The organism is Shigella sp. SIG6, from assembly GCF_053555815.1.
The window spans coordinates 1-26,047 of sequence record NZ_JBQZXC010000034.1; the positions used below are offsets into that span (position 1 = coordinate 1).

General features: G+C 51.9%; 21 protein-coding genes, 2 pseudogenes and 1 riboswitch. Of the genes and pseudogenes, 10 read left to right on the forward strand and 13 right to left on the reverse strand.

Features of this window, described 5'->3' with window-relative positions; translation table 11 throughout:
• Positions 1-172 precede the first annotated feature (172 nt).
• Positions 173-997: a glyoxylate bypass operon transcriptional repressor IclR gene (iclR, locus tag ACUU1M_RS08220; protein ID WP_000226403.1), complete on the reverse strand. Its 825-nt coding sequence runs from the start codon at positions 995-997 to the stop codon at positions 173-175.
• Positions 998-1,196: 199 nt separating this feature from the next.
• On the opposite strand from iclR, the gene metH reads away from it, so the two are divergent.
• Entirely contained in the window at positions 1,197-4,880 is a 3,684-nt protein-coding gene (gene metH, locus ACUU1M_RS08225; protein WP_000096039.1) for a methionine synthase, read from the forward strand.
• Positions 4,881-5,099: 219 nt separating this feature from the next.
• Complete coding sequence (locus tag ACUU1M_RS08230) at positions 5,100-6,731, forward strand: Na/Pi cotransporter family protein (RefSeq protein WP_000956830.1); 1,632 nt, start codon at positions 5,100-5,102, stop codon at positions 6,729-6,731.
• A 90-nt stretch (positions 6,732-6,821) separates the two neighbouring features.
• Here the strand turns inward: ACUU1M_RS08230 and pepE are convergent, their stop codons facing one another.
• The 8 genes and pseudogenes from pepE to ACUU1M_RS08270 form a co-directional block, all read right to left on the reverse strand.
• On the reverse strand, positions 6,822-7,511 hold the full coding sequence (gene pepE, locus ACUU1M_RS08235) for a dipeptidase PepE (RefSeq protein ID WP_000421772.1): 690 nt from the start codon (positions 7,509-7,511) through the stop codon (positions 6,822-6,824).
• A 381-nt stretch (positions 7,512-7,892) separates the two neighbouring features.
• Positions 7,893-9,122, reverse strand: a complete 1,230-nt coding sequence (sorE, locus tag ACUU1M_RS08240) for an L-sorbose 1-phosphate reductase (RefSeq protein ID WP_000858565.1) — start codon at positions 9,120-9,122, stop codon at positions 7,893-7,895.
• A 51-nt stretch (positions 9,123-9,173) separates the two neighbouring features.
• Entirely contained in the window at positions 9,174-9,962 is a 789-nt protein-coding gene (locus tag ACUU1M_RS08245) for a PTS system mannose/fructose/sorbose family transporter subunit IID (RefSeq protein ID WP_000437893.1), read from the reverse strand.
• A gap of 10 nt (positions 9,963-9,972) precedes the next feature.
• Positions 9,973-10,770, reverse strand: coding sequence for a PTS mannose/fructose/sorbose transporter subunit IIC (locus ACUU1M_RS08250; RefSeq protein WP_000406317.1), 798 nt, complete (start codon positions 10,768-10,770; stop codon positions 9,973-9,975).
• Positions 10,771-10,835: 65 nt separating this feature from the next.
• Positions 10,836-11,330, reverse strand: a complete 495-nt coding sequence (locus tag ACUU1M_RS08255; protein ID WP_001027853.1) for a PTS system mannose/fructose/N-acetylgalactosamine-transporter subunit IIB — start codon at positions 11,328-11,330, stop codon at positions 10,836-10,838.
• Positions 11,330-11,720, reverse strand: a pseudogene (locus ACUU1M_RS08260) (mannose/fructose/sorbose PTS transporter subunit IIA). The gene ACUU1M_RS08255 and the pseudogene ACUU1M_RS08260 overlap by 1 nt, the downstream one beginning before the upstream one ends.
• 9 nt (positions 11,721-11,729) lie before the next feature.
• Positions 11,730-12,536, reverse strand: a complete 807-nt coding sequence (locus ACUU1M_RS08265) for an SDR family oxidoreductase (RefSeq protein WP_001195431.1) — start codon at positions 12,534-12,536, stop codon at positions 11,730-11,732.
• A gap of 69 nt (positions 12,537-12,605) precedes the next feature.
• Entirely contained in the window at positions 12,606-13,553 is a 948-nt protein-coding gene (locus ACUU1M_RS08270) for a sugar-binding transcriptional regulator (protein ID WP_005077270.1), read from the reverse strand.
• A 347-nt stretch (positions 13,554-13,900) separates the two neighbouring features.
• On the opposite strand from ACUU1M_RS08270, the gene rluF reads away from it, so the two are divergent.
• Positions 13,901-14,773 (forward strand): 23S rRNA pseudouridine(2604) synthase RluF, encoded by an 873-nt coding sequence (rluF, locus tag ACUU1M_RS08275; RefSeq protein ID WP_000936346.1) that lies wholly within the window; start codon positions 13,901-13,903, stop codon positions 14,771-14,773.
• A 132-nt stretch (positions 14,774-14,905) separates the two neighbouring features.
• Here rluF and ACUU1M_RS08280 read toward each other — a convergent pair whose 3' ends face one another.
• Together ACUU1M_RS08280 and lysC are read right to left on the reverse strand one after the other, a co-directional pair.
• Positions 14,906-15,178, reverse strand: a complete 273-nt coding sequence (locus ACUU1M_RS08280) for a DUF3811 domain-containing protein (protein ID WP_001207638.1) — start codon at positions 15,176-15,178, stop codon at positions 14,906-14,908.
• A 252-nt stretch (positions 15,179-15,430) separates the two neighbouring features.
• Positions 15,431-16,780, reverse strand: a complete 1,350-nt coding sequence (gene lysC / locus ACUU1M_RS08285) for a lysine-sensitive aspartokinase 3 (RefSeq protein WP_001290322.1) — start codon at positions 16,778-16,780, stop codon at positions 15,431-15,433.
• A gap of 91 nt (positions 16,781-16,871) precedes the next feature.
• Positions 16,872-17,056, reverse strand: a riboswitch (Lysine riboswitch).
• A 236-nt stretch (positions 17,057-17,292) separates the two neighbouring features.
• Between lysC and pgi the strand changes: the two genes are divergently transcribed.
• The 5 genes and pseudogenes from pgi (at position 17,293) to ACUU1M_RS08310 (ending at position 23,234) form a co-directional block, all read left to right on the forward strand.
• Positions 17,293-18,942, forward strand: coding sequence for a glucose-6-phosphate isomerase (pgi, locus tag ACUU1M_RS08290; protein ID WP_000789989.1), 1,650 nt, complete (start codon positions 17,293-17,295; stop codon positions 18,940-18,942).
• A gap of 461 nt (positions 18,943-19,403) precedes the next feature.
• A complete protein-coding gene (gene yjbE / locus ACUU1M_RS08295; protein ID WP_000757327.1) occupies positions 19,404-19,652 on the forward strand; it encodes an exopolysaccharide production protein YjbE in 249 nt (82 codons plus the stop codon).
• 113 nt (positions 19,653-19,765) lie between these two features.
• On the forward strand, positions 19,766-20,404 hold the full coding sequence (locus ACUU1M_RS08300) for a YjbF family lipoprotein (protein ID WP_001341739.1): 639 nt from the start codon (positions 19,766-19,768) through the stop codon (positions 20,402-20,404).
• Positions 20,401-21,138 carry a capsule biosynthesis GfcC family protein gene (locus ACUU1M_RS08305; protein ID WP_000595564.1) on the forward strand — a complete coding sequence of 246 codons (738 nt, stop codon included), beginning with the start codon at positions 20,401-20,403 and terminating at the stop codon, positions 21,136-21,138. Before ACUU1M_RS08300 ends, ACUU1M_RS08305 begins: the two co-directional genes overlap by 4 nt.
• A pseudogene (locus tag ACUU1M_RS08310) lies at positions 21,138-23,234 on the forward strand (YjbH domain-containing protein). Before ACUU1M_RS08305 ends, ACUU1M_RS08310 begins: the two are co-directional and overlap by 1 nt.
• A 46-nt stretch (positions 23,235-23,280) precedes the next feature.
• Here ACUU1M_RS08310 and ACUU1M_RS08315 read toward each other — a convergent pair.
• Positions 23,281-23,559 carry a hypothetical protein gene (locus ACUU1M_RS08315; RefSeq protein WP_024260809.1) on the reverse strand — a complete coding sequence of 93 codons (279 nt, stop codon included), beginning with the start codon at positions 23,557-23,559 and terminating at the stop codon, positions 23,281-23,283.
• Here ACUU1M_RS08315 and ACUU1M_RS08320 point away from each other — a divergent pair, their 5' ends adjacent.
• Positions 23,560-23,703 carry a hypothetical protein gene (locus ACUU1M_RS08320; RefSeq protein ID WP_000487766.1) on the forward strand — a complete coding sequence of 48 codons (144 nt, stop codon included), beginning with the start codon at positions 23,560-23,562 and terminating at the stop codon, positions 23,701-23,703. It abuts the gene before it with no gap.
• 125 nt (positions 23,704-23,828) lie between these two features.
• Entirely contained in the window at positions 23,829-24,239 is a 411-nt protein-coding gene (gene psiE, locus ACUU1M_RS08325; RefSeq protein ID WP_000202902.1) for a phosphate-starvation-inducible protein PsiE, read from the forward strand.
• A 43-nt stretch (positions 24,240-24,282) separates the two neighbouring features.
• Here psiE and xylE read toward each other — a convergent pair whose 3' ends face one another.
• Complete coding sequence (gene xylE / locus ACUU1M_RS08330) at positions 24,283-25,758, reverse strand: D-xylose transporter XylE (RefSeq protein ID WP_001097282.1); 1,476 nt, start codon at positions 25,756-25,758, stop codon at positions 24,283-24,285.
• Positions 25,759-26,047: the final 289 nt, after the last annotated feature.

The following is a 26,047-nucleotide window of genomic DNA, read 5'->3' on the forward strand; positions in this document are numbered from 1 at the left end:
GATTTTGTTAATAATTAAGTGGTTTGATGTTTAAAAATAATGCTGAGTTAATAAAAGTGTGTGAAGTGTATGACATTAAGTTATTTTGGCGTCAATGCGATTAACAGACACCCTTATTCTATTGCCACTCAGGTATGATGGGCAGAATATTGCCTCTGCCCGCCAGAAAAAGTCAGCGCATTCCACCGTACGCCAGCGTCACTTCCTTCGCCGCTTTAATCACCATCGCGCCAAACTCGGTCACGCGATCATCGGTAATACGTGAAATCGGTCCGGAAATAGAAATTGCGGCAAACGGTTCGCGGTGCTCATCGAAAATACACGCTGCAAGGCAACGTAGCCCCAGCGCATGTTCCTCATCGTCAAATGAATAACCCCGTTTGCGCGTTTGGGCGAGATCTTCTTTTAAATGCACAGGAGACACCAGAGTTGCGTGGGTATAGGCATGTAACCCTTTGCGGTGCAGCAGCTTCGTCACCTGTTCTTCGCTCAGTTGGGCTAAAAAGGCTTTACCCGCACCGGAAGCGTGCATCGGCAATTTACCGCCGATAGGCGCGGACATTCGCATCAGGTGGGTACACTGTACCTGGTCGATAATAATCGCTTCGTGATCGCTTTGATCAAGCACCGCCATATTGACCGTTTCGCCAGACTCTTCCATTAGATTGCGCAGGATAGGGTGAACAATTGCTAACAAATTACGGCTCTGGAGAAAGCTGCTGCCGACCATAAAGGCATGTGCGCCGATTGCCCAGTGTCCCAGTTCGCCGACCTGACGCACGAAACCCTGCTGTTGCATCGTGGTTAGCAGGCGGTGGGTCGTGGAATTGGGTAACCCGGCTTGTTGCGCCAGCTCTGTGAGTGCCACGCTGCCATTGGATTCGGCAATCCACTCCAGTAATTTCAGGCCACGCGTTAAAGACTGAACCTGTCCAGTCGCTGGTGCGGTGGCAACGGCGGGTTTTCTGCCGCGTTTCGCGGGAATGGGTGCGACCATGACATCCTCCTTTTTCTGTATAGTGGAAATTATTTTCATTTTTATTGTTAGCTAATGCAATAGTTGCTGAACTGATCCGATGAGTTAATGTTGAACAAATCTCATGTTGCGTGGTGGTCGCTTTTACCACAGATGCGTTTATGCCAGTATGGTTTGTTGAATTTTTATTAAATCTGGGTTGAGCGTGTCGGGAGCAAGTGTGAGCAGCAAAGTGGAACAACTGCGTGCGCAGTTAAATGAACGTATTCTGGTGTTGGACGGCGGTATGGGCACCATGATCCAGAGCTATCGACTGAACGAAGCCGATTTTCGTGGTGAACGCTTTGCCGACTGGCCATGCGACCTCAAAGGCAACAACGACCTGCTGGTACTCAGTAAACCGGAAGTGATCGCCGCTATCCACAACGCCTACTTTGAAGCGGGCGCGGATATCATCGAAACCAACACCTTCAACTCCACGACCATTGCGATGGCGGATTACCAGATGGAATCCCTGTCGGCGGAAATCAACTTTGCGGCGGCGAAACTGGCGCGCGCCTGTGCTGACGAGTGGACCGCGCGCACGCCGGAGAAACCGCGCTACGTTGCCGGTGTTCTCGGCCCAACCAACCGCACGGCGTCTATTTCTCCGGACGTCAACGATCCGGCATTCCGCAACATCACTTTTGACCAGCTGGTGGCGGCCTATCGCGAATCCACCAAAGCGCTGGTGGAAGGTGGTGCGGATCTGATCCTGATTGAAACCGTTTTCGACACCCTTAACGCCAAAGCGGCGGTCTTTGCGGTGAAAACGGAGTTTGAAGCGCTGGGCGTTGAGCTGCCGATTATGATCTCCGGCACCATCACCGACGCCTCCGGGCGCACGCTCTCCGGGCAGACCACCGAAGCATTTTACAACTCATTGCGCCACGCCGAAGCGCTGACCTTTGGCCTGAACTGTGCGCTGGGGCCCGATGAACTGCGCCAGTACGTGCAGGAACTATCACGGATTGCGGAATGCTACGTCACCGCCCACCCGAACGCCGGGCTGCCTAACGCCTTTGGTGAATACGATCTCGACGCCGACACGATGGCAAAACAGATACGTGAATGGGCGCAAGCGGGCTTTCTCAATATCGTCGGTGGTTGCTGCGGGACCACGCCGCAACATATTGCAGCGATGAGTCGTGCAGTAGAAGGATTAGCGCCGCGCAAACTGCCGGAAATTCCCGTAGCCTGCCGTTTGTCTGGCCTGGAGCCGCTGAACATTGGCGACGATAGCCTGTTTGTGAACGTGGGTGAACGCACCAACGTCACCGGCTCTGCTAAGTTCAAGCGCCTGATCAAAGAAGAGAAATACAGCGAGGCGCTGGATGTGGCGCGTCAGCAGGTGGAAAACGGCGCGCAGATTATCGATATCAACATGGATGAAGGGATGCTCGATGCCGAAGCGGCGATGGTGCGTTTTCTCAATCTGATTGCCGGTGAACCGGATATCGCTCGCGTGCCGATTATGATCGACTCCTCAAAATGGGATGTCATTGAAAAAGGTCTGAAGTGTATCCAGGGCAAAGGCATTGTTAACTCTATCTCGATGAAAGAGGGCGTCGACGCCTTTATCCATCACGCGAAATTGTTGCGTCGCTACGGTGCGGCAGTGGTGGTGATGGCCTTTGACGAACAGGGACAGGCCGATACTCGCGCACGGAAAATCGAGATTTGCCGTCGGGCGTACAAAATCCTCACCGAAGAGGTTGGCTTCCCGCCAGAAGATATCATCTTCGACCCGAACATCTTCGCGGTCGCCACCGGTATTGAAGAGCACAACAACTACGCGCAGGACTTTATCGGCGCGTGTGAAGACATCAAACGCGAACTGCCGCACGCGCTGATTTCCGGCGGCGTATCTAACGTTTCTTTCTCATTCCGTGGCAACGATCCGGTGCGCGAAGCCATTCACGCAGTGTTCCTCTACTACGCTATTCGCAATGGCATGGATATGGGGATCGTCAACGCCGGGCAACTGGCGATTTACGACGACCTACCCGCTGAACTGCGCGACGCGGTGGAAGATGTGATTCTTAATCGTCGTGACGATGGCACTGAGCGTTTACTGGAGCTTGCCGAGAAATATCGCGGCAGTAAAGCGGACGACACTGCTAACGCCCAGCAAGCGGAGTGGCGCTCGTGGGACGTGAATAAACGTCTGGAATACTCGCTGGTCAAAGGCATAACCGAGTTTATCGAGCAGGATACTGAAGAAGCCCGCCAGCAGGCTACGCGCCCGATTGAAGTGATTGAAGGCCCGTTGATGGACGGCATGAACGTGGTCGGCGATCTGTTTGGCGAAGGCAAAATGTTCCTGCCACAGGTGGTCAAATCGGCGCGCGTCATGAAACAGGCTGTGGCGTATCTCGAACCGTTTATTGAAGCCAGCAAAGAGCAGGGTAAAACCAACGGCAAGATGGTGATCGCCACCGTGAAAGGCGATGTCCACGACATCGGTAAAAATATCGTTGGTGTGGTGCTGCAATGTAACAACTACGAAATTGTCGATCTCGGCGTTATGGTGCCTGCGGAAAAAATTCTCCGTATCGCCAAAGAAGTGAATGCTGATTTGATTGGCCTTTCGGGGCTTATCACGCCGTCGCTGGACGAGATGGTTAACGTGGCGAAAGAGATGGAGCGTCAGGGCTTCACCATTCCGTTACTGATTGGCGGCGCGACCACCTCAAAAGCGCACACGGCGGTGAAAATCGAGCAGAACTACAGCGGCCCTATGGTGTATGTGCAGAATGCCTCGCGCACCGTTGGTGTGGTAGCGGCGCTGCTTTCCGATACGCAGCGTGATGATTTTGTCGCTCGTACCCGCAAGGAGTACGAAACCGTGCGTATTCAGCACGGGCGCAAGAAACCACGCACACCACCGGTCACGCTGGAAGCGGCGCGCGATAACGATTTCGCATTTGACTGGCAGGCTTACACGCCGCCGGTGGCGCACCGTCTCGGCGTGCAGGAAGTGGAAGCCAGCATCGAAACGCTGCGTAATTACATCGACTGGACACCGTTCTTTATGACCTGGTCGCTGGCCGGGAAGTATCCGCGCATTCTGGAAGATGAAGTGGTGGGCGTTGAGGCGCAGCGGCTGTTTAAAGACGCCAACGACATGCTGGATAAATTAAGCGCCGAGAAAACGCTGAATCCGCGTGGCGTGGTGGGCCTGTTCCCGGCAAACCGTGTGGGCGATGACATTGAAATCTACCGTGACGAAACGCGCACCCATGTGATCAACGTCAGCCACCATCTGCGTCAACAGACCGAAAAAACGGGATTCGCTAACTACTGTCTCGCTGACTTCGTTGCGCCGAAGCTTTCTGGTAAAGCAGATTACATCGGCGCATTTGCCGTGACTGGCGGGCTGGAAGAGGACGCACTGGCTGATGCCTTTGAAGCGCAGCACGATGATTACAACAAAATCATGGTGAAAGCGCTTGCCGACCGTTTAGCCGAAGCCTTTGCGGAGTATCTCCATGAGCGTGTGCGTAAAGTCTACTGGGGCTATGCGCCGAACGAGAACCTCAGCAACGAAGAACTGATCCGCGAAAACTACCAGGGCATCCGTCCGGCACCGGGCTATCCGGCCTGCCCGGAACATACGGAAAAAGCCACCATCTGGGAGCTGCTGGAAGTGGAAAAACATACTGGCATGAAACTCACAGAATCTTTCGCTATGTGGCCTGGTGCATCGGTTTCGGGTTGGTATTTCAGTCATCCGGACAGCAAGTACTACGCGGTGGCGCAAATTCAGCGCGATCAGGTTGAAGACTATGCCCGCCGTAAAGGTATGAGCGTCTCCGATGTTGAGCGCTGGCTGGCACCGAATCTGGGGTATGACGCGGACTGATTCACAAATCTGTCACTTTTCCTTACAACAAACAGGGCGCTCAATGAGTGCCCTGTCTCTTTATTAATATGAAACACTTATACTGGAAACAGGCTGGAATAATCTTAGCCGGAAAAACGAATGTCAAAAGGCACAGTAAAGATGCCAGTCAGCGTGTTTCCGGTCCTTTGGTCATTCAATTGCTTCAGGAACATATAACGATAAGGAGAACCTGAACTCGTGTTAACGCTGCTTCACCTGCTTTCTGCCGTCGCCCTGCTGGTCTGGGGGACTCATATTGTTCGAACCGGCGTAATGCGCGTCTTCGGCGCGCGTTTGCGTACTGTCCTTAGCCGGAGCGTCGAAAAAAAGCCGCTCGCCTTTTGCGCGGGGATCGGCGTTACCGCACTGGTACAGAGCAGTAATGCCACCACCATGCTGGTGACCTCGTTCGTCGCTCAGGATCTGGTAGCCCTCGCACCGGCTCTGGTCATTGTGCTGGGGGCAGATGTCGGGACGGCGCTAATGGCGCGTATTCTCACCTTCGACTTATCCTGGCTGTCACCGTTACTTATTTTTATCGGCGTGATTTTTTTCCTCGGACGCAAACAGTCACGCGCCGGGCAACTGGGCCGCGTCGGTATTGGTCTTGGGCTGATTTTGCTGGCGCTGGAGTTGATTGTGCAGGCCGTAACGCCGATCACCCAGGCAAACGGCGTTCAGGTGATCTTTGCCTCGCTGACCGGCGATATTCTGCTGGATGCGCTGATTGGCGCGATGTTCGCCATTATCAGCTACTCCAGCCTTGCTGCTGTACTGCTGACCGCGACTCTGACCGCTGCAGGCATTATCTCCTTCCCCGTGGCGCTCTGTCTGGTGATTGGAGCTAACCTCGGTTCCGGCCTGCTGGCGATGCTCAACAACAGTGCCGCCAATGCCGCAGCCCGCCGTGTCGCGCTGGGTAGTCTGCTGTTTAAGCTGGTGGGTAGCCTGATTATCCTGCCGTTTGTCCATTTGCTGGCAGAGACAATGGGGAAGCTGTCATTGCCAAAAGCGGAACTGGTGATCTATTTCCACGTCTTCTACAACCTTGTACGTTGCCTGGTCATGCTGCCATTTGTTGACCCGATGGCACGGTTTTGCAAAACGATTATTCGCGATGAACCGGAACTGGATACCCAGCTACGGCCTAAACATCTGGATGTCAGCGCGCTGGACACGCCCACGCTTGCTCTGGCGAACGCCGCGCGCGAAACCCTGCGCATTGGCGACGCCATGGAACAGATGATGGAAGGGCTGAATAAAGTGATGCACGGCGAGCCACGGCAGGAGAAAGAGCTGCGTAAGCTGGCAGATGATATCAACGTTCTCTACACCGCCATTAAGCTGTATTTGGCGCGGATGCCAAAAGAAGAGTTGGCGGAGGAAGAGTCGCGCCGCTGGGCGGAGATCATCGAAATGTCGCTCAACCTTGAACAGGCCTCCGATATCGTCGAGCGCATGGGCAGCGAAATTGCCGATAAATCGCTGGCAGCACGGCGGGCATTTTCGCTTGATGGGTTGAAGGAACTGGATGCGCTCTATGAGCAATTGCTCAGTAATTTAAAGCTGGCAATGTCGGTGTTCTTCTCTGGCGATGTCACCAGCGCTCGTCGTTTGCGTCGCAGCAAACATCGTTTTCGCATTCTTAATCGCCGCTATTCCCACGCCCACGTCGATCGCCTGCATCAGCAAAACGTGCAGAGCATTGAAACCAGTTCGCTACATTTAGGCTTACTGGGAGATATGCAGCGCCTGAACTCGCTGTTTTGTTCGGTGGCTTACAGTGTGCTGGAACAGCCGGATGAAGATGAAGGACGGGACGAGTATTAATATTGTGAATCCTGTAGGCCTGATAAGACGCGTCAAGCGTCGCATCAGGCACTATGAACAAGATGCCGGATCATGCATCCGGCAATTCACTTAAAAACGGTGACCAGCTTCCAGCGGAACCGCTTCTTCACCAGCCTTAAACACATAAGTGGTGTTCGGGCCACCCAGCGTAGCGTGACCTTTACTCACTGTGATCCAGTTACCTTCCGGCAGACCAATAATCGTCAGTTCTGGCGCGACGACCAGCAGTTCGCGAATACGCTGCTCACGGGTTTCACCTTTATGGCCTTCCGGCAGCGCGTTGGTGAAGTGCGGGTTGATTTGCAACGGGAACAGATTTAGCGCATCGAAACCTTGCGGATCGACAATCGGCATATCGTTGGTGGTACGAATGGTTGGGCAAGCAAGGTTAGCGCCTGCGCTCCAGCCAATATACAGCGCGCCACGTTTAACCACGTCAGTAATTGGAGCCAGCAGCCCGCGCTCGCGGCACTGTTTCAGCAACTGGAAAGTATTACCGCCGCCGACAATCACAATTTCCGCATTTTCAATCGCGGCAACGGGATCGACAACGCTATGAATACCGGTGACAGAAACACCCAGCGGAGCGAGAACCGCAGCCGTTTTCTCTGTGTAATCATCCCAGGTCTGCGTTACGCCAGCGAAAGGGATAAACACCGCTGAGCGGCGACCCTGCAACTGTTCAGCAATTAGCGGCAGTGCATGTTCCAGCCAGGCTTTACCCGGCAGCGTCGAGTTACTCAATAAAAGCAGTTCCATTACTTCTCCGGTTAGTAAGAAATCACGGAAGGCATGCTACCACTGCGAATTTAACCACTTACTGACATGGCTCACGATGTCACGTATTGCACCGGGCGCTGAGACTGATGACAAACACAGCATTGCCTGATGCGCTACGCTTACCTGGCCTACCAGATAACTGCAATATATTGAATTTTCAAAATTATGTAGACCGAATAAGGCTTCATTCCGCATCCGGCATAAACAATGTGTACTTTGCCACCAATTTGAGCGCCCCTTAAGGCGCTGATATTTTTTATCCTTCTCGTGCAAATTGTGCTGCTTCAGCAATCAGCCGCACATCCGGTCGCGAAGTTGCTGGGGCGACCAGCCAGCGACATGCAGAGTTAAGTAGCGCGATTAATCATGGGAAATTGCCTCTGCATGGGCGAGCAGGTATTGCTCCGCCTCACCGGACCAGATCCCCTGATGACGCGCCAGAATCGCCGCCAGTGCTTGATCCTGAATCTGCGTGAGTGACGTCAGCGGCAGGTATTTCCCGGTATACACCAGCTTTTTGCCGCCGCCGACGGCAGGCAATTCAAGCGTGGTTTCGCCCGCGGCATTCAGCCCAAGAATATGTGTTACCACTTTTGCGGCCTGCACTTTTTTCTCTTCGATCAGTTTGACCGCCGCGCGCATGTCGTCGGTATTGCCGCCTGACGTGCCCACGTAGTGGGTAAATGCATAATGCACATCGTAGAAATTAATTGGCGCGCTGAAATGTTTATCCTGCGGTCCGGCGAAGAAATTCAGGCAACCATCTGTCGCCAGCAAGGAAGAGGCGAGAGTCACCAGTCCTTCATTAGGCACAAAGACGAAAATATCATCGAAGCCGTGACCGCCACTCAGCGCCATTAACGTATCAAATGCTGCATCGGTGGCATTGAGATAATGAATCAGTGTTTGCGGTTCTGATGGATAGTGCTTGCGCGCATAACTCAATTTGTCGTTGTCGGTATCGGTAATGACGAGCAGCGACGGGTTAACTGGTCCATGCAGCGCATAATCAATCGCCAACAGTCCCATTGGTCCGGTGCCGCCGAGGATCAGCGTGCGCCCTTGCGGGCGAATCCCCATCGTGTGGTTATAACTACCTTCCTGAAGATGATAGTTGGCGTTGAACGCGCCAATCACGCAGGAAAGCGGTTCAACCAGTGAGCCTTCAAAATAGGTTTCGCCGTCGTATGCCAGCAGGCAATCTTGTTCCATGACCTCGTTGGGAATAACCACATGCGTCGCTTCGCCGCCTACCCACGGGAAGGAGTAGCCGGGGCAATCCGGGCGGTCGGGGAGTTGCAGGTTGGCCTGAATCACATAACGCTGACCCGGCTGGAATTTGTGCTGCCACTTTTTACCCACGGCCAGAATATCGCCGCAAAATTCGTGGCCGATGATGATTGGGTTGGTCGCCACATCGTCGGGTACTTTTTTATGGTTTTCACCCAGATTGGCCTCTTTCCAGGAAGAGAGGCACAGGCTGTCAGTGACCACCGTTGCGAGGATTTCATCCTCCTGCATTTCAGGAAGGTCAAAGGTTTCCAGGCGTAAATCACGTTTACCATAAAGACGCAGAGCTGTTGTTTTCATAAACCACCTCATGTTGAGCGATGGCCTCGGCAGTCGTGCCGGGGCGAAGAATCAGGACAGGAAGCCCAGAGCATTGCCGATAATCCCTAAGCCAAACAGGGCGAAAATCAGCCATACCGGGTTAATTTTTTTGTTGAGCAGACGAACCATTAGTAGCGTCAGACCGAGCGCCAGCAAACCAGGGCAAAGTTGGTCGAGAATGTTCTGCACGGTCATGGTGACGGTGGAGCCATCGGCGGCATGCGTTTGTGAAACCACCAACGGTACGTTGATTGACGTCCATTTGGTCACCAGCACGCCCATCACAAACAGTCCGAGAATCGACGCGCCTTCGGTGAGTTTTTGCAGCACATTCCCGCCCATATCGCTGACGATATTCACCCCTTTGCGAAAGCCGAGCTGTAGGCCATACCACTTCATCGCCAGACGCACCGCGTTGAAAATAAAGAAGAACAGCAGCGGGCCGAGAATGTTGCCCGAAAGTGCCAGAGATGCGCCGAGCGCGGCGGTAATCGGGCGCAGCGTTCCCCAGACCAGTGGATCGCCAACTCCTGCCAATGGTCCCATCAGACCGACTTTGATGCCGTTGATGGTACCGTCATCAATTTCCGCGCCGATGACCGGGCCACATACGGCTGGCGTGGTATTGAAGAACACCAGGTGTCGCCTGAGCGCCGCAACCTGATCCTCTTTTAATGGGTAAAGTCGCTTGATGGCGGGGATCATGTCGTAGCAAAAGCCCAGCCCGTGAATACGTTCAAAGTTAAAGGACGCCTGTTGCAGGTTGGAGCGCAGAAACATGCTCACCAGATCGCTGCGTGTAATTTTTCTCTGTTCCATGATGGCTCCGTTAATCGTCAAGTTGGTCAAGGGCGGTGGAGGCGGTGGCCTGGAGTTGAGGTTCAGCTTTACGCCACTGTGGATTTAGCTGGATGTAGACCAGGGCCATGATCACGCCGACGCCACCGAACGCCAGCAGGCTGAGATCGAGGTAGCCACCTGCGAGGAAACCGAGGAAAAAGAAAGGCATCAAATATTTCACGCCCATCATACGTAGCACCATGGCGTAACCGACCACCACGATAAAACCGCCAGCAATCTGTAGTCCTCGGGTCACAAATTCGGGAATGGCGTTTAACATATTGCTGACCATATCGGCGCTGACGAACAGTGAGACAATCAGTGCCGGAATGGCGACGCGCAGCGCCTGCACGCCAAGCGCGGAGACATGCAGAATATCGAGAGTGCGAAACCGCGCCTCTTCTGCTGCTTTATCCGCCGCGTGCTGGAACACTACGGTGATGGTACGGGCAAACACCGTCAGCACCTGGCCTGCCGCAGCCACAGGCAACGCGATGGCGATTCCGGTGGCGATGCTTTGCTGACCAACGATAACCAGAATGGCGGAGATTATGCTGGCGAGTGCAGAATCCGGAGATTGCGCCGCGCCGACGTTCATCCAGCCGAGAGCTATCAATTCCAGCGTACCGCCGAGTATTATTCCGGTTTTTAAATCACCGAGAATTAAACCAATCACCGTACAGGCAATTAACGGGCGATGAGTCTGAAATTCATCCAGCACGCTGCCCATTCCGGCAATACAGGAAAAAAGAAATATAGCAATGATTTGTAGGGTACTTATTTCCATGATTTGTCACCTTTTAAGTGTCGTCATCCCTGCCTGTTAAAGCATATGTACACAGGCGCTATTATTTAATTTGCGATTAACTGTTCGTTTATTTTGTCGATAATATTGATTGAGGGATCTGACGCTACGACGCGTAAATCCAGTATGACACCAAGATTATTTAACTCATGAAATGCGTTAATATCATCATCATCTAATGAAACCGCTTTGGTTAACTGTTTTTTACCGGGCCGCCAGGCCATGCCGCCAATATTCAGGGTGCCTATTTTTACCCCCTGGCGAACCATCGCTAAGGCATCCTGTGGGCGAGTGAAAAGATAAAAAACGGTTTCGTCCTGATATTGCGGGTTGTGATAAACCGCGACGGCTTTTTCAATATTGACCACGTTAACCTTCATTCCCGGTGGCGCAGCCTGACGCAATAATGTCCGGCGCACTTCATCGTTATAAACTTCGTCATTGCAGATAATAATGCGCTGGGCGTTAGCCACTTTCGACCAGACGGTAGTGACCTGGCCGTGGATCAGACGGTCATCAATGCGGGCGAGCGTAATGTTCATCAGAAATCCTCCTCTGTCGTTGCCAGTTGTTTCCAGACAACGCAGGTTTGCTTTGCGATTTGCGTCAGGTGTTCACACAGTTCATCAACATTCATGCTGTCCTGGTTATCAACCAGTTCGAGCGCCAGCGGCAGAGAAAGGCCGCTGATTACCCGCAAACGAGGATTGCGCATCGCAAGCATTGCTGCCGCACTGTAAATCCACGGCAATCAGCCACTTATCTTGATTGTGAATGCTTACTAACTTTTCCAGCTTTACCGCAATGTCTCCGGCGTTTTCACCGGGCACAAATTCAACGGCTTCAACATTGGCGTTGCCGTAAACCATCTGAACCGATTCCAGCATGGCGCAAGCTAATTTGCCGTGGGCACAAAAAATGGCGTTGACCATAAAGCCTCCTTAGCCGCGCGTTTTGCCGCCCGCAATGTTAGTGGTTACTCCGGTGATGTAGCTGGCGCGTTCAGACAACAGATAACAAACAAAATCAGCTACTTCTGCTAATCTTCCGGCGCGCCCAATAGGAATGGCGTTTTTGGTATAGCCTTCACGCAGCTGCTCGACGGTGATATTGCGCGTCCACGCCAGCGCCTCTTCATATTCCGGCGTGCGTAGCCCGGTTTTTTCCAGAATCCCGGGCGCGATACCGACCACACGGATACCGTGTTTACCCAGCTCTTTCGACCAGGAGCGCGTGAAGCTATTGAGCGCGGCTTTGGTAGCGGCGTAACAGCTTTGTCCTTCTGAGCCTTCCAGCCCACTTTCTGAGGAAACATTCACAATCACGCCATCATGTTGTTTGACCATCTGTCGCGCCACCGCCTGCGACATCAGAAAAACACCTTTCTGGTTGATATTGACCATTTTTTCGAATGCAGCTTCGTTGAGTTCATACTGCCCGGCAGGCGCTTTCTCATCGACCAGCAGACGCGGGAAATTGACCCCGGCGTTATTGACCAGACCGTCGATGCGACCAAAACGCTGGATAATTTCCGCTACCGTATGATTTACCTCTTTTGTGCTAGAAATATCGGTCGGCCAAAACTGATAGCCTTTATGACCTTCATATTGACCATCGCCACCGTGAATATCGACCATCTGTACATTCGCGCCTTGTGCTAATAATTCCTCTACAATCGCCAGACCAATACCGGATGCGCCGCCGGTGACAATAATGATTTTATCCTGCAAATTTAACCACGTTTGCATAACAGACTCCTGATTTTAGATAATAGGGACCCGCCGTAATTTTTATTACGGTAAACATCGGGAAGATTTTTATTTCAGTAATAGTTCAGCTGTGCTGCTATTCGTTACCAGACAATTAATATATTTTCCACGCAGTGCACCAATAATTCCGCTGTATTTTTCTTCACTCATGGCAATGCCAATGGAATATCGCGCCTGCTTTAATTTATTCATTTCGATAGAGAGCGTTTTTTCGCTCATATTCGTTTCAACCATTGCGCCGTGAATATCAAAAAAGCGCGAGCAAATATCGCCAGCAACCTGGCGGGCATTCAGGTCGTCACTCTCTTCACCACCATAAAACGCATGCCAGTTAGCGCCGTCGCGAATGGCCGGTGAGCCAATTCCCACCAGGGCGACATCCAGATTATCCCAGTAGGCAGAGATGGTTTTAAAGTGCTGAGACTGCATGATCCCATTACGAATTAATGGGTTATCCAGCAGAGCCGGAAAATCCGCGAGATGCGATTCCCCTTTCAGCTTCGCTGCCGCGCTGTAGGTTAATGTGTTTACATGATAGCGGCTTTCGAGTTTACCGGACGGTCCGCCAATAATTGGTACGCAGATTAACTGCCGCGATTGCCCCGCCTGCGGCAAGTTTTCAACCAGTGCGCTAACCGCGCGACCCCAGGAAAAACCGACAATATCGCCAGGCTCCAGCAAGCGATCCAGCAGTTGCGCGCCGTGTAACCCCATCATCGCCAGTTGAGTCTCTTCATCCTCATCATTTCCCGACACCACCACAACGTCTTTCAGGCCAAACTTTTGCTTCAGTTGCTGCTCCAGCCAGAGATTTTCGTTGTAGTCATAGTTGATGGCGATGGTGACCATTCCCTGATCGCGGCCTCGTTTAAGCAAGCGGCTGATGGTGGTGCGGTAAATACCCAGTTCGCGCGCGATTTGCGCCTGCGTCATATCCTGTTCGTAATAGAGTTGGGCAATCTTCACAATCAAACGGATATCGTCACTGTTTTCCATTGCCGCCTCCTGGTTCTGCACATTTGTGCAAATACGCTTTCTCACCGCTTGATCTGATATAACCCCATCATGAGGGCCTTTCAAAGCGATTTTTCACTCTTTGCATGGGGAGAAATAGCGCTTTCTCTTGCACATTTGTTTCTCTGCGTAGTAGTCATCAGCACAGGTGTGCAGCGATTCGTAATATGTTGATTATCCTTATTTTGCCAGGCAAATTTGCATCGTACTTCCGGAGACACTTTTGTGATAAAAGGCGTGGCAGATCACATTTAATTTCGACGTTGCCGCATAACCCTGTTTTTCCCCGCTAAGAGGTACGGTATATTCCGCGTTTTACAGGAGAATTTATGCTGCCCGACTCATCAGTCCGTTTAAATAAATACATCAGCGAAAGCGGAATTTGCTCACGCCGCGAAGCGGATCGCTATATCGAGCAAGGCAATGTGTTCCTTAATGGCAAGCGAGCCACCATTGGCGATCAGGTGAAACCCGGCGACATTGTGAAAGTAAACGGTCAGTTGATTGAGCCTCGGGAAGCCGAAGATTTGGTACTTATCGCCCTGAACAAGCCCGTCGGTATTGTCAGCACCACCGAAGATGGCGAGCGCGATAACATTGTCGATTTCGTTAACCACAGCAAACGCGTGTTCCCGATTGGCCGCCTGGATAAAGACTCCCAGGGGCTGATTTTCCTCACCAATCACGGCGATCTGGTGAATAAGATCCTCCGTGCGGGTAACGATCATGAGAAAGAGTATCTGGTGACGGTCGATAAACCGATTACCGATGAATTTATTCGTGGTATGGGGGCGGGGGTGCCGATCCTCGGGACGGTGACGAAAAAGTGCAAAGTCAAAAAAGAAGCGCCGTTTGTCTTCCGCATTACCCTAGTGCAGGGGCTGAACCGTCAGATCCGGCGCATGTGCGAGCATTTCGGCTATGAAGTGAAAAAGCTGGAACGTACGCGCATTATGAACGTCAGCTTAAGCGGCATTCCGCTGGGGGAGTGGCGCGATTTAACCGACGATGAGTTAATCGACCTCTTTAAGCTCATCGAAAATTCCTCTTCCGAGGCAAAACCTAAAGCGAAGGCCAAACCGAAAACAGCGGGCATCAAACGTCCAGTCGTTAAGATGGAAAAAACGGCGGAAAAAGGCGGTCGCCCGGCGTCCAACGGTAAGCGTTTTACCTCGCCGGGGCGTAAAAAGAAGGGACGCTGATTAACGCCTCAGACTGATGAAAACGTCCAAAAAGAGCTCGGACAGTCCCCTCGCCCCTTCGGGGAGAGGGTTAGGGTGAGGGGAAGATTGTGTCCACACAGACGAGTGAAAATCTCAGGCGTTGATTGTTCATTAGCGCCTGCCGCGCGTCGACGTATTTGCTGACCAGCTAAATGACGCTTCAGGATCCGGTTTATAAGCCTGCTTTTTCTTCAATTGGCGGGCTTTTTTCGCTTCAGCCTCACGCTCGACCATTAATTTATCGATGTACTCTTTCTTAATGCTGTTGGTTTCGGAGTTGGTCAGTACGCGACCATGCGCAATCCGCGCCCGATCCAGCAGTGTTTTAAGTTCACGCTGCTCGCGTTCAGTCATCTCTTTTTGGGTAATACGGGGGAGTGCCATGATGGTGCCCTCAGTGAGCCAGAGAGTTCAGTGTACGGGAATTCGTTTGCGAGCAGAACTGATAATATTCATTTTGCCTTCTCTTAACTATTTATCTCTTTCGATAATTAATTAGAGATGCAGATAAAAAAATTAAAGGCAATTATTCTCCGATAAAGACGTTGGTTAACAGAGTACAGACTCGTTTATTGATGAGCATAGTGACAAGAAAATCAATACGGCCCGAAATATAGCTTCCAGGCCATACAGTATTTACTCAAACAAATTACTATGCAGTTTTTGCACCACCTGCTCGGCATCTTCGCCGGGCACCAGGAAGCACAGGTTATGGCTGGATGCGCCGTAACAAATCATGCGAATGTTGAACGGTTCCAGTACGCCGAATACCTCTTTGCCAACGCCGCAGGCTTTTGACAGGTCATTGCCAATCAACGCGACCAGCGCCAGACCTTCTTCCACCTCCACCCGGCACAGTGCGGAAAGCTCCATCAGCAGAGATTGCGTCAGCAACGTATCGCCAGTGGAGGTTGAACCGGTGGTATCAAGGGTTAATGCCACGCTCACTTCTGACGTGGTGATTAAGTCTACCGAAATATTATGCCGCGCGAGGATGCCGAAAACTTCCGCGAGGAAGCCGCGAGAATGCAGCATATTCAGGCTGTGCAAAGTGAGCAGAGTCTGATTGCGACGAAGCGCCAGCGCGCGGAACAGCGGCGGATTTTCAGTTTTATTGCACACCAGCGTACCACCTGCGCGTGGGTCTTTGCTGGAGCCGACAAAGACCGGGATATCGCTGCGTACTGCGGGTAGCAACGTTGCCGGATGCAGTACTTTTGCACCAAAAGTTGCCATCTCTGCCGCTTCGGCAAACGCGATTTCATCAATGCGTTTTGCTGCGGAAACTACGCGTGGATCGGTGGTGTAGATGCCCGGGACGTCGGTCCAGATATCAACACGAGATGCGTGTAAAGCCTCCGCCAACAAGGCTGCCGTATAATCGCTGCCTCCACGGCCAAGCGTCGTTGTACGACCTTTATTTTCGCTACCGATAAATCCCTGGGTGATCACTAAGCCTTCATTGAGGCGTGGGAGCAGCTGCAGCGCGGCCAGTTCCGCCAGCGCGGCTACATCTGGCTCTGCACGACCAAATCGGTCGTTGGTACGCATCACTTTACGTACATCAAACCACTGTGCCTGAACATCGCGTTCGCGCAGGATTTCGACAAACAGCAGGGTCGACATCAGCTCGCCGTGGCTGACCAGCTCATCTGTCAGCGCCGGAGACGTTGCCAGCGCCGCCGCTTCTGCCAGAACAGTAATGTTCTCCAGCAGACGTTCAATCTCTTCACGGATAACGTTCGGGTAACGCAGACGTTCCAGAATGGCAAACTGGATGTTGCGAATAGCGTCGAGTTTTTCGAATCGCTCGCCAGGTTCCAGCCCTTCCGCTAAAGCGACCAGCAGATTAGTGATACCAGCAGAAGCCGAGAGGACTACTAAACGCACGTTGGCATCAGAAAGCACAATATCAGCGCTGCGGTTCATGGCGTCAAAATCAGCTACGCTGGTACCGCCAAATTTGGAGACAACAATTTCAGACATAACTACCTCGTGTCAGGGGATCCATTTTCAGCCTTGGCACAAGGGAAGAGCGGAAGACGGGTGGGCGCAGAGCGATACTTCGCTACTATTTTCACCCAGAAGTGCTCCACCACTTGCGAAACGCCCGACTGCGAACGCTTCTGGTGACAACCCAGGGGATTCAGCCCCTGTAGCCGATGAGCCGTTCAATCACCTCGGCGATGCACCCCCTCAGGTGTTATCACAGGACTGGCTCCTCCAACACCGTTACTTGGGCAACGCGCCTCTTCTGGCCTGCGCTAGCGCAGGTAGTACATTTATAAATAAAGGGTGAGCGGGGCGGTTGTCAACGACGGGGTCATGCGGATTTTTCATCCACTCCTGGCGGTCAGTAGTTCAGCTAATAAATGCTTCACTGCGCGAAGGGTTTACACTCAACATTACACTAACGGCACTAAAACCATCACATTTTTCTGTGACTGGCGCTACAATCTTCCAAAGTCACAATTCTCAAAATCAGAAGAGTATTGCTAATGAAAAACATCAATCCAACGCAGACCGCTGCCTGGCAGGCACTACAGAAACACTTCGATGAAATGAAAGACGTTACGATCGCCGATCTTTTTGCTAAAGACGGCGATCGTTTTTCTAAGTTCTCCGCAACCTTCGACGATCAGATGCTGGTGGATTACTCCAAAAACCGCATCACTGAAGAGACGCTGGCGAAATTACAGGATCTGGCGAAAGAGTGCGATCTGGCGGGCGCGATTAAGTCGATGTTCTCTGGCGAGAAGATCAACCGCACTGAAAACCGCGCCGTGCTGCACGTAGCGCTGCGTAATCGTAGCAATACCCCGATTCTGGTTGATGGCAAAGATGTTATGCCAGAAGTCAACGCGGTGCTGGAGAAGATGAAAACCTTCTCGGAAGCGATTATCTCCGGTGAGTGGAAGGGTTATACCGGCAAAGCAATCACTGACGTAGTGAACATCGGGATCGGCGGTTCTGACCTCGGCCCGTACATGGTGACCGAAGCACTGCGTCCGTACAAAAACCACCTGAACATGCACTTTGTTTCTAACGTCGATGGGACTCACATCGCGGAAGTGCTGAAAAAAGTAAACCCGGAAACCACGCTGTTCCTGGTAGCATCTAAAACCTTCACCACTCAGGAAACCATGACCAACGCCCATAGCGCGCGTGACTGGTTCCTGAAAGCGGCAGGTGATGAAAAACACGTTGCGAAACATTTTGCGGCGCTCTCAACCAATGCCAAAGCCGTTGGCGAGTTTGGTATTGATACTGCCAACATGTTCGAGTTCTGGGACTGGGTCGGCGGCCGTTACTCTTTGTGGTCAGCGATTGGCCTGTCGATTGTTCTCTCCATCGGCTTTGATAACTTCGTTGAACTGCTTTCTGGCGCACACGCAATGGACAAGCATTTCTCCACCACGCCTGCCGAGAAAAACCTGCCTGTCCTGCTGGCGCTGATTGGCATCTGGTACAACAATTTCTTTGGTGCGGAAACTGAAGCGATTCTGCCGTATGACCAGTATATGCACCGTTTCGCGGCGTACTTCCAGCAGGGCAATATGGAGTCCAACGGTAAGTATGTTGACCGTAACGGTTACGTTGTGGATTACCAGACTGGCCCGATTATCTGGGGTGAACCAGGCACTAACGGTCAGCACGCGTTCTACCAGCTGATCCACCAGGGAACCAAAATGGTACCGTGCGATTTCATCGCCCCGGCTATCACCCATAACCCGCTCTCTGATCACCACCAGAAACTGCTGTCTAACTTCTTCGCCCAGACCGAAGCGCTGGCGTTTGGTAAATCCCGCGAAGTGGTTGAGCAGGAATATCGCGATCAGGGTAAAGATCCGGCAACGCTTGACTACGTGGTGCCGTTCAAAGTGTTCGAAGGTAACCGCCCGACCAACTCCATCCTGCTGCGCGAAATCACTCCGTTCAGCCTGGGTGCGTTGATTGCGCTGTATGAGCACAAAATCTTTACTCAGGGCGTGATCCTGAACATCTTCACCTTCGACCAGTGGGGCGTGGAGCTGGGTAAACAACTGGCAAACCGTATTCTGCCAGAGCTGAAAGATGATAAAGAAATCAGCAGCCACGATAGCTCGACCAATGGTCTGATTAACCGCTATAAAGCGTGGCGCGGTTAATCATCATGCGTGCCTGATGCCGATATGTAGGCCGGATAAGGCGTTTACGCCGCATCCGGCAACCGGAGCCTGATGCCAATATCGACATTAATGCATAGTATGAGGAGTTAAATAACCTTAAAAACAATGCCGACAATAAGTTGGCATTGTTTTATCAGATAAATCCCCTTGTCTGTGATTTAACGGAAATCATACCGTGAGGTTAATCATAAAATAGATTTTTAATCGTTGTTTATTTCGGAGAATACGCAGATTAATTACTTTTGTTTTTATTTTAAGTTTATGATTTTTATTGTTATTCAAATATAAGTTGAAACTTATATTTGATATTCATTCCAATTATCCTAAAACTCCATCGCTAATTCCCCGCGCCGTAATTCGCATGCTTTAGTTGTGTATACTCGATCCCGCCCGAAATGTTTTTGGGTAAATCTCCATTCATTCAATGAAGGGAAATTGTTATGAAAAAAGTTCTGTATGGCATTTTTGCCATATCTGCGCTTGCGGCGACTTCTGCGTGGGCTGCACCTGTACAGGTGGGCGAAGCGGCAGAGTCGGCAGCAACGTCGGTTTCGGCGGGGAGTTCCTCCGCGACCAGCGTCAGCACCGTAAGCTCGGCGGTGGGTGTCGCGCTCGCGGCAACCGGTGGCGGTGATGGTTCTAATACCGGGACCACCACAACCACAACCACGACCACCAGTACCCAGTAATAAAGTATGTATCCCCAAAATAATTTGAGTCATTGCATCTGTGGCTTGAAGTATGAAGGGATTTACCATAACCACACTCCGGTGTGGTTATTCTGCCCCTCTGGAGAAGAGTCGTGAAGCGACCTGCACTCATTCTTATCTGCCTGCTATTACAGGCCTGTTCAGCCACGACTAAAGAGCTGGGCAATTCACTGTGGGACAGTCTGTTCGGCACGCCAGGCGTACAGCTGACGGACGATGATATTCAAAATATGCCCTACGCCAGCCAGTACATGCAGCTTAATGGCGGGCCGCAATTGTTTGTGGTGCTGGCCTTCGCTGAAGACGGACAACAAAAATGGGTCACTCAGGATCAAGCCACTCTTGTCACACAACATGGTCGTCTGGTGAAGACTTTGCTTGGCGGCGACAACCTGATTGAAGTGAATAACCTTGCCGCCGACCCGCTGATTAAACCCGCACAAATTGTTGATGGTGCAACATGGACGCGCACGATGGGCTGGACCGAGTACCAGCAGGTACGCTACGCCACCGCACGCTCAGTCTTCAAATGGGATGGCACCGATACCGTCAAGGTCGGCAGCGATGAAACCCTGGTTCGCGTGCTGGACGAAGAAGTCTCCACCGACCAGGCGCGCTGGCATAACCGCTACTGGATCGACAGCGAAGGGCAAATTCGCCAGTCGGAACAGTATCTCGGCGCGGATTATTTCCCGGTGAAAACCACTCTCATCAAGGCGGCAAAACAATGATTAAACAAACTATTGTCGCGTTGCTTTTGAGTGTGGGAGCGTCATCGGTCTTCGCGGCAGGAACCGTCAAGGTGTTCAGCAATGGCAGCAGTGAGGCCAAAACGCTAACGGGCGCAGAGCATTTAATCGATCTGGTAGGGCAACCTCGACTGGCAAACAGCTGGTGGCCTGGTGCGGTGATTAGCGAAGAGCTGGCAACGGCGGCAGCATTGCGTCAGCAGCAGGCGTTGCTGACACGGCTGGCAGAACAGGGCGCAGATTCCAGCACCGACGATGCCGCCGCCATTAACGCCTTACGCCAGCAAATCCAGGCATTGAAAGTGACAGGCAGGCAAAAAATCAATCTTGATCCCGATATCGTCCGCGTTGCCGAACGCGGTAACCCGCCGTTGCAGGGCAACTACACGCTGTGGGTCGGACCACCGCCGTCCACGGTCACGTTGTTCGGGCTTATCAGCCATCCTGGCAATCAGCCATTCACTCCAGGTCGCGACGTGGCGAGCTATCTCTCTGACCAGAGCCTGCTCAGCGGTGCGGATCGCAGCTACGCGTGGGTCGTTTACCCGGACGGACGTACGCAAAAAGCGCCGGTGGCTTACTGGAACAAGCGTCACGTAGAGCCGATGCCCGGCAGCATTATTTATGTTGGCCTCGCAGATTCCGTCTGGAGTGAGACGCCTGATGCCCTTAACGCCGACATTCTTCAGACTCTGACGCAGCGGATACCCCAATAATGAAAAAAAGACATCTGCTTAGCTTACTGGCGCTGGGCATTAGCACAGCTTGCTACGGCGAAACATATCCTGCGCCCATTGGTCCGTCGCAGTCGGATTTCGGTGGCGTAGGATTATTACAAACTCCCACCGCGCGTATGGCACGGGAAGGGGAGTTGAGTCTGAACTATCGCGATAACGATCAGTACCGTTATTACTCAGCTTCAGTGCAACTCTTCCCGTGGCTGGAAACAACGCTGCGCTACACCGACGTGCGCACCCGGCAGTACAGCAGCGTCGAAGCGTTCTCTGGCGATCAAACGTATAAAGATAAAGCCTTCGATCTCAAACTGCGTTTGTGGGAAGAGAGTTACTGGCTGCCGCAAGTGGCGGTTGGTGCGCGGGATATCGGCGGTACGGGGCTGTTTGATGCGGAATATCTTGTTGCCAGCAAAGCCTGGGGGCCGTTCGATTTTACGCTCGGCCTGGGCTGGGGATATCTGGGCACCAGCGGTAATGTAAAAAATCCGCTCTGTTCAGCCAGTGATAAATATTGCTATCGCGATAACAGCTACAAACAGGCGGGATCTATCGACGGTAGCCAGATGTTCCACGGTCCTGCCTCACTGTTTGGCGGTGTGGAATACCAGACGCCCTGGCAACCGCTGCGTCTGAAACTGGAGTATGAAGGTAATAATTATCAGCAGGATTTTGCCGGGAAGCTGGAGCAAAAAAGTAAGTTTAACGTCGGGGCGATTTATCGCGTTACCGATTGGGCCGACGTTAACCTTAGCTATGAACGTGGCAACACCTTTATGTTTGGCGTCACGCTGCGCACCAACTTTAACGATCTGCGCCCGTCCTACATCGATAACGCCCGCCCGCAATATCAACCGCAGCCGCAGGATGCCATTTTGCAGCATTCGGTGGTGGCGAATCAGTTAACGTTGCTGAAATACAACGCCGGACTTGCCGATCCGCAGATCTAGGCGAAAGGCGATACGCTGTATGTTACCGGCGAGCAGGTGAAATATCGTGATTCGCGCGAAGGGATCATCCGTGCTAATCGGATCGTGATGAACGATCTGCCGGATGGGATCAAAACGATCCGCATTACGGAAAATCGCCTTAACATGCCGCAAGTGACGACGGAAACCGATGTCGCCAGCCTGAAAAATCATCTCGCCGGAGAGCCGTTGGGCCACGAAACGACGCTGGCGCACAAACGCGTCGAGCCAGTGGTTCCGAAGTCCACCGAGCAGGGCTGGTATATCGACAAATCACGCTTTGATTTCCATATCGATCCGGTGCTGAACCAGTCGGTCGGTGGCCCGGAAAACTTTTACATGTATCAGCTGGGCGTGATGGGAACGGCAGATTTGTGGCTGACGGACCATCTACTGACCACCGGCAGCCTGTTTGCAAATCTTGCCAACAACTACGACAAGTTTAACTACACCAATCCACCGCAGGACTCGCACTTACCGCGCGTTCGTACCCATGTGCGCGAGTATGTGCAGAACGATGTCTATGTGAATAACCTGCAAGCCAACTACTTCCAGCATCTGGGCAACGGCTTCTACGGTCAGGTCTATGGAGGTTATCTCGAAACCATGTTTGGCGGTGCGGGGGCCGAAGTGTTGTATCGTCCGCTGGACAGTAACTGGGCGTTTGGTCTGGATGCCAACTACGTTAAACAGCGCGACTGGCGTAGTGCAAAAGATATGATGAAATTCACCGACTACAGCGTGAAAACCGGACATCTGACCGCCTACTGGACGCCATCTTTCGCCCAGGACGTGTTGGTGAAAGCCAGCGTCGGGCAGTATCTGGCAGGGGATAAAGGCGGCACGCTGGAGATCGCTAAACGCTTTGACAGCGGCGTGGTGGTGGGTGGCTATGCCACGATCACCAACGTTTCGAAAGAGGAGTACGGCGAAGGGGACTTCACCAAAGGCGTGTATGTCTCGGTACCGTTGGATCTCTTCTCGTCTGGCCCGATACGCAGCCGTGCGGCGATTGGCTGGACGCCGCTGACGCGTGACGGTGGTCAGCAACTTGGGCGTAAGTTCCAGTTGTATGACATGACCAGCGACCGTAGCGTAAATTTCCGCTAAGTCATGGGAAAGGTGCCAGTTTTCGCACTCACTGGCACCCTCATTCTTAATGACCTGTTGAGCCATCAGGAACGCAGTTCACCCCCGGTTTACGATCTGGTGTGTAAAGGCGAAAACATTCTGTCTTCCTGTCCGTCGATATCGGTTGCAGGTCTGGTTGCCTGAGCGACTGGGCCATCATTGGGCTGGAGACATTGCTTTGCGGTAGGTCGGCTTTATCAGCAGTACCGAGCGGACCAGCATAAGCAGGAAGAACAGAGACTGATAACATCAAAGCAGCAAAATAAGGCTTTATTTTTACCACCTTTATCAGGTTACGTTTCATTTGTTCCAGAGGAACATTGTCGATTTTTCGCGCATTGCTGGTGGCTGGGAATCACCTGAATGGGTGATTTTTGAATTACCGGCTTTGGTGCGGTTTGTCTTGCCGGATGCGCCGCCAGGCGCGGCTTATCCGGCCTACGGGTAGGTATATCCGGCTTTGGTGGAGGCGCGCTCCAAATCCAGGTTGAACAAAACATACACAAAAAATATAGATCTCCGTCACATTTTTGCGTTATACAGGAAGCTCGCCACTGTGAAGGAGGTACTGCTATGACGTCACTCTCTCGTCCGCGCGTGGAGTTTATCTCCACCATTTTGCAGACCGTACTCAATCTTGGCCTGCTGTGCCTCGGCCTGATTTTGGTTGTCTTCCTCGGCAAAGAAACGGTGCATCTGGCTGATGTGCTGTTCGCGCCAGAACAAACCAGCAAATATGAGCTGGTAGAAGGACTGGTGGTTTACTTTCTCTATTTCGAATTTATCGCGCTGATTGTGAAGTACTTTCAGTCCGGTTTTCACTTCCCGCTACGTTACTTTGTCTATATTGGGATCACCGCCATTGTGCGCTTGATCATCGTCGATCATAAATCGCCACTGGATGTGTTGATCTACTCGGCTGCGATCCTGTTACTGGTGATCACCCTGTGGCTGTGTAATTCGAAACGGCTGAAGCGGGAGTAAAAAGACAGCACGCCGAAATGGCGCGGCGTGCTGGACAGGAAGATTACAGCGTAGCAGTTTGTTGTGTTTTCTTCGTTTCCGGTTCCCAGAGCGCTTCCAGCTCCTCAAGGGTTTTACCTTTGGTTTCCGGGACAAATTTCCACATAAACAGTGCTGCCAGAACGCCCATACAACCGTAAATCCAGTAGGAGAAACCGTTGTGGAAATGGGCCACCAGCCAGGAGTTTTTGTCCATCATCGGGAAGGTCCAGGAGACGAAGTAGTTCGCCAGCCACTGGGCCGCCACCGCGATTGCCAGCGCTTTACCACGAATAGCATTCGGGAAGATTTCCGACAGCAGTACCCAGCATACCGGACCCCAGGACATGGCAAAGGCGGCAACATAGAACAGCATCGACAGTAGCGCCACAATACCCGATGCCTGAGTGTAAAACGCGGTACCGAGGCTAAACATACCGATTGCCATTCCGAGTGCGCCGATAATTTGCAGTGGCTTACGACCAAATTTATCCACAGTCATAATTGCCAGTACGGTAAAGGTGAGGTTGATAACTCCGACAATAATGGTCTGCAACAGCGCGATATCCGTGCTGGCCCCCAGCGTTTTGAACACTTCCGGCGCGTAGTACAGCACCACATTGATGCCGACAAATTGCTGGAAGATGGAGAGCATAACGCCGATTACAATCACGCCCACGCCAAACATCAGCAGACGACCACCGGTTTTGCGGCCATGATCCAGGGAGTGTTTAATTTCCTGTACTGCCTGAGTTGCAAGCGTGTTGCCCATAATTTTGCGCAGGATACTTTCCGTCTGTTCTTGCTTGCCGCGTGACATCAGCCAGCGAGGACTTTCTGGCACGGTATACAGCAGCATTAAGAACAGCAGTGCAGGGATACATTCCGAGGCAAACATATAACGCCTGCCGTCAGTATTCAGCCAGCTGGCATCACCGGAACGGGCAATAAAATAGTTTACGCAGTAAACTAAAAGTTGCCCGAAAATAATCGCAAACTGGTTAAATGAAACCAGTTTTCCGCGAATATGAGCTGGAGCCAGTTCCGCAATATACATTGGTGAAAGCATTGAGGCTAAACCAACGCCAATACCGCCAATAATACGATAAATAACAAATTCCGGGACATAACCTGCCAGATAAATAGGTACTGTGTTGTCCGGGTTTATAGAGGTAAAACCAAGTTCTGGCCAGGCAGAACCTACACCAGAAATAAAAAACAGGACAGCAGAAATCTTAAGTGAATCACGACGGCCGAAGCGGTTACTGCAATAACCACCGAGGGCACCGCCGATGATGCAACCAATCAGAGCGCTGGCTACGCAAAATCCTAACAGGGAGTTGGCAGCGGATTCACTTAAGTTTTGTGGAGCAACAAAGACGGTATTGAGTGACTCAACAGTACCGGAAATAACGGCGGTGTCGTAGCCAAATAATAAACCACCTAATGTAGCGACTAAGGTAATCGAAAATATATAACTGGAATTATACTGGGTATTCATTCAGACCTGCCTTAGACCATTCTGATCTTTTATCAGTGCATTGATGTTGGAATTGTCAGGCAGTTAAGGCAATTATCATTTTTTACAATGCGTTTACGTAATGTCTTTTCTGTGATCTTAATTGTGATAATTATCAAAAATTGATGAAAACAATACTATTGCCGTGACTCAGAGCACGAAAGAGAATTATCGTAAGTGGGAAAACAAATAACGTAAAAATAATAAGTTCTATGATGGGAATATTAACCGGCGAACGATTCAGATTGCAGACGAAAGAAAAAAAGGCGCT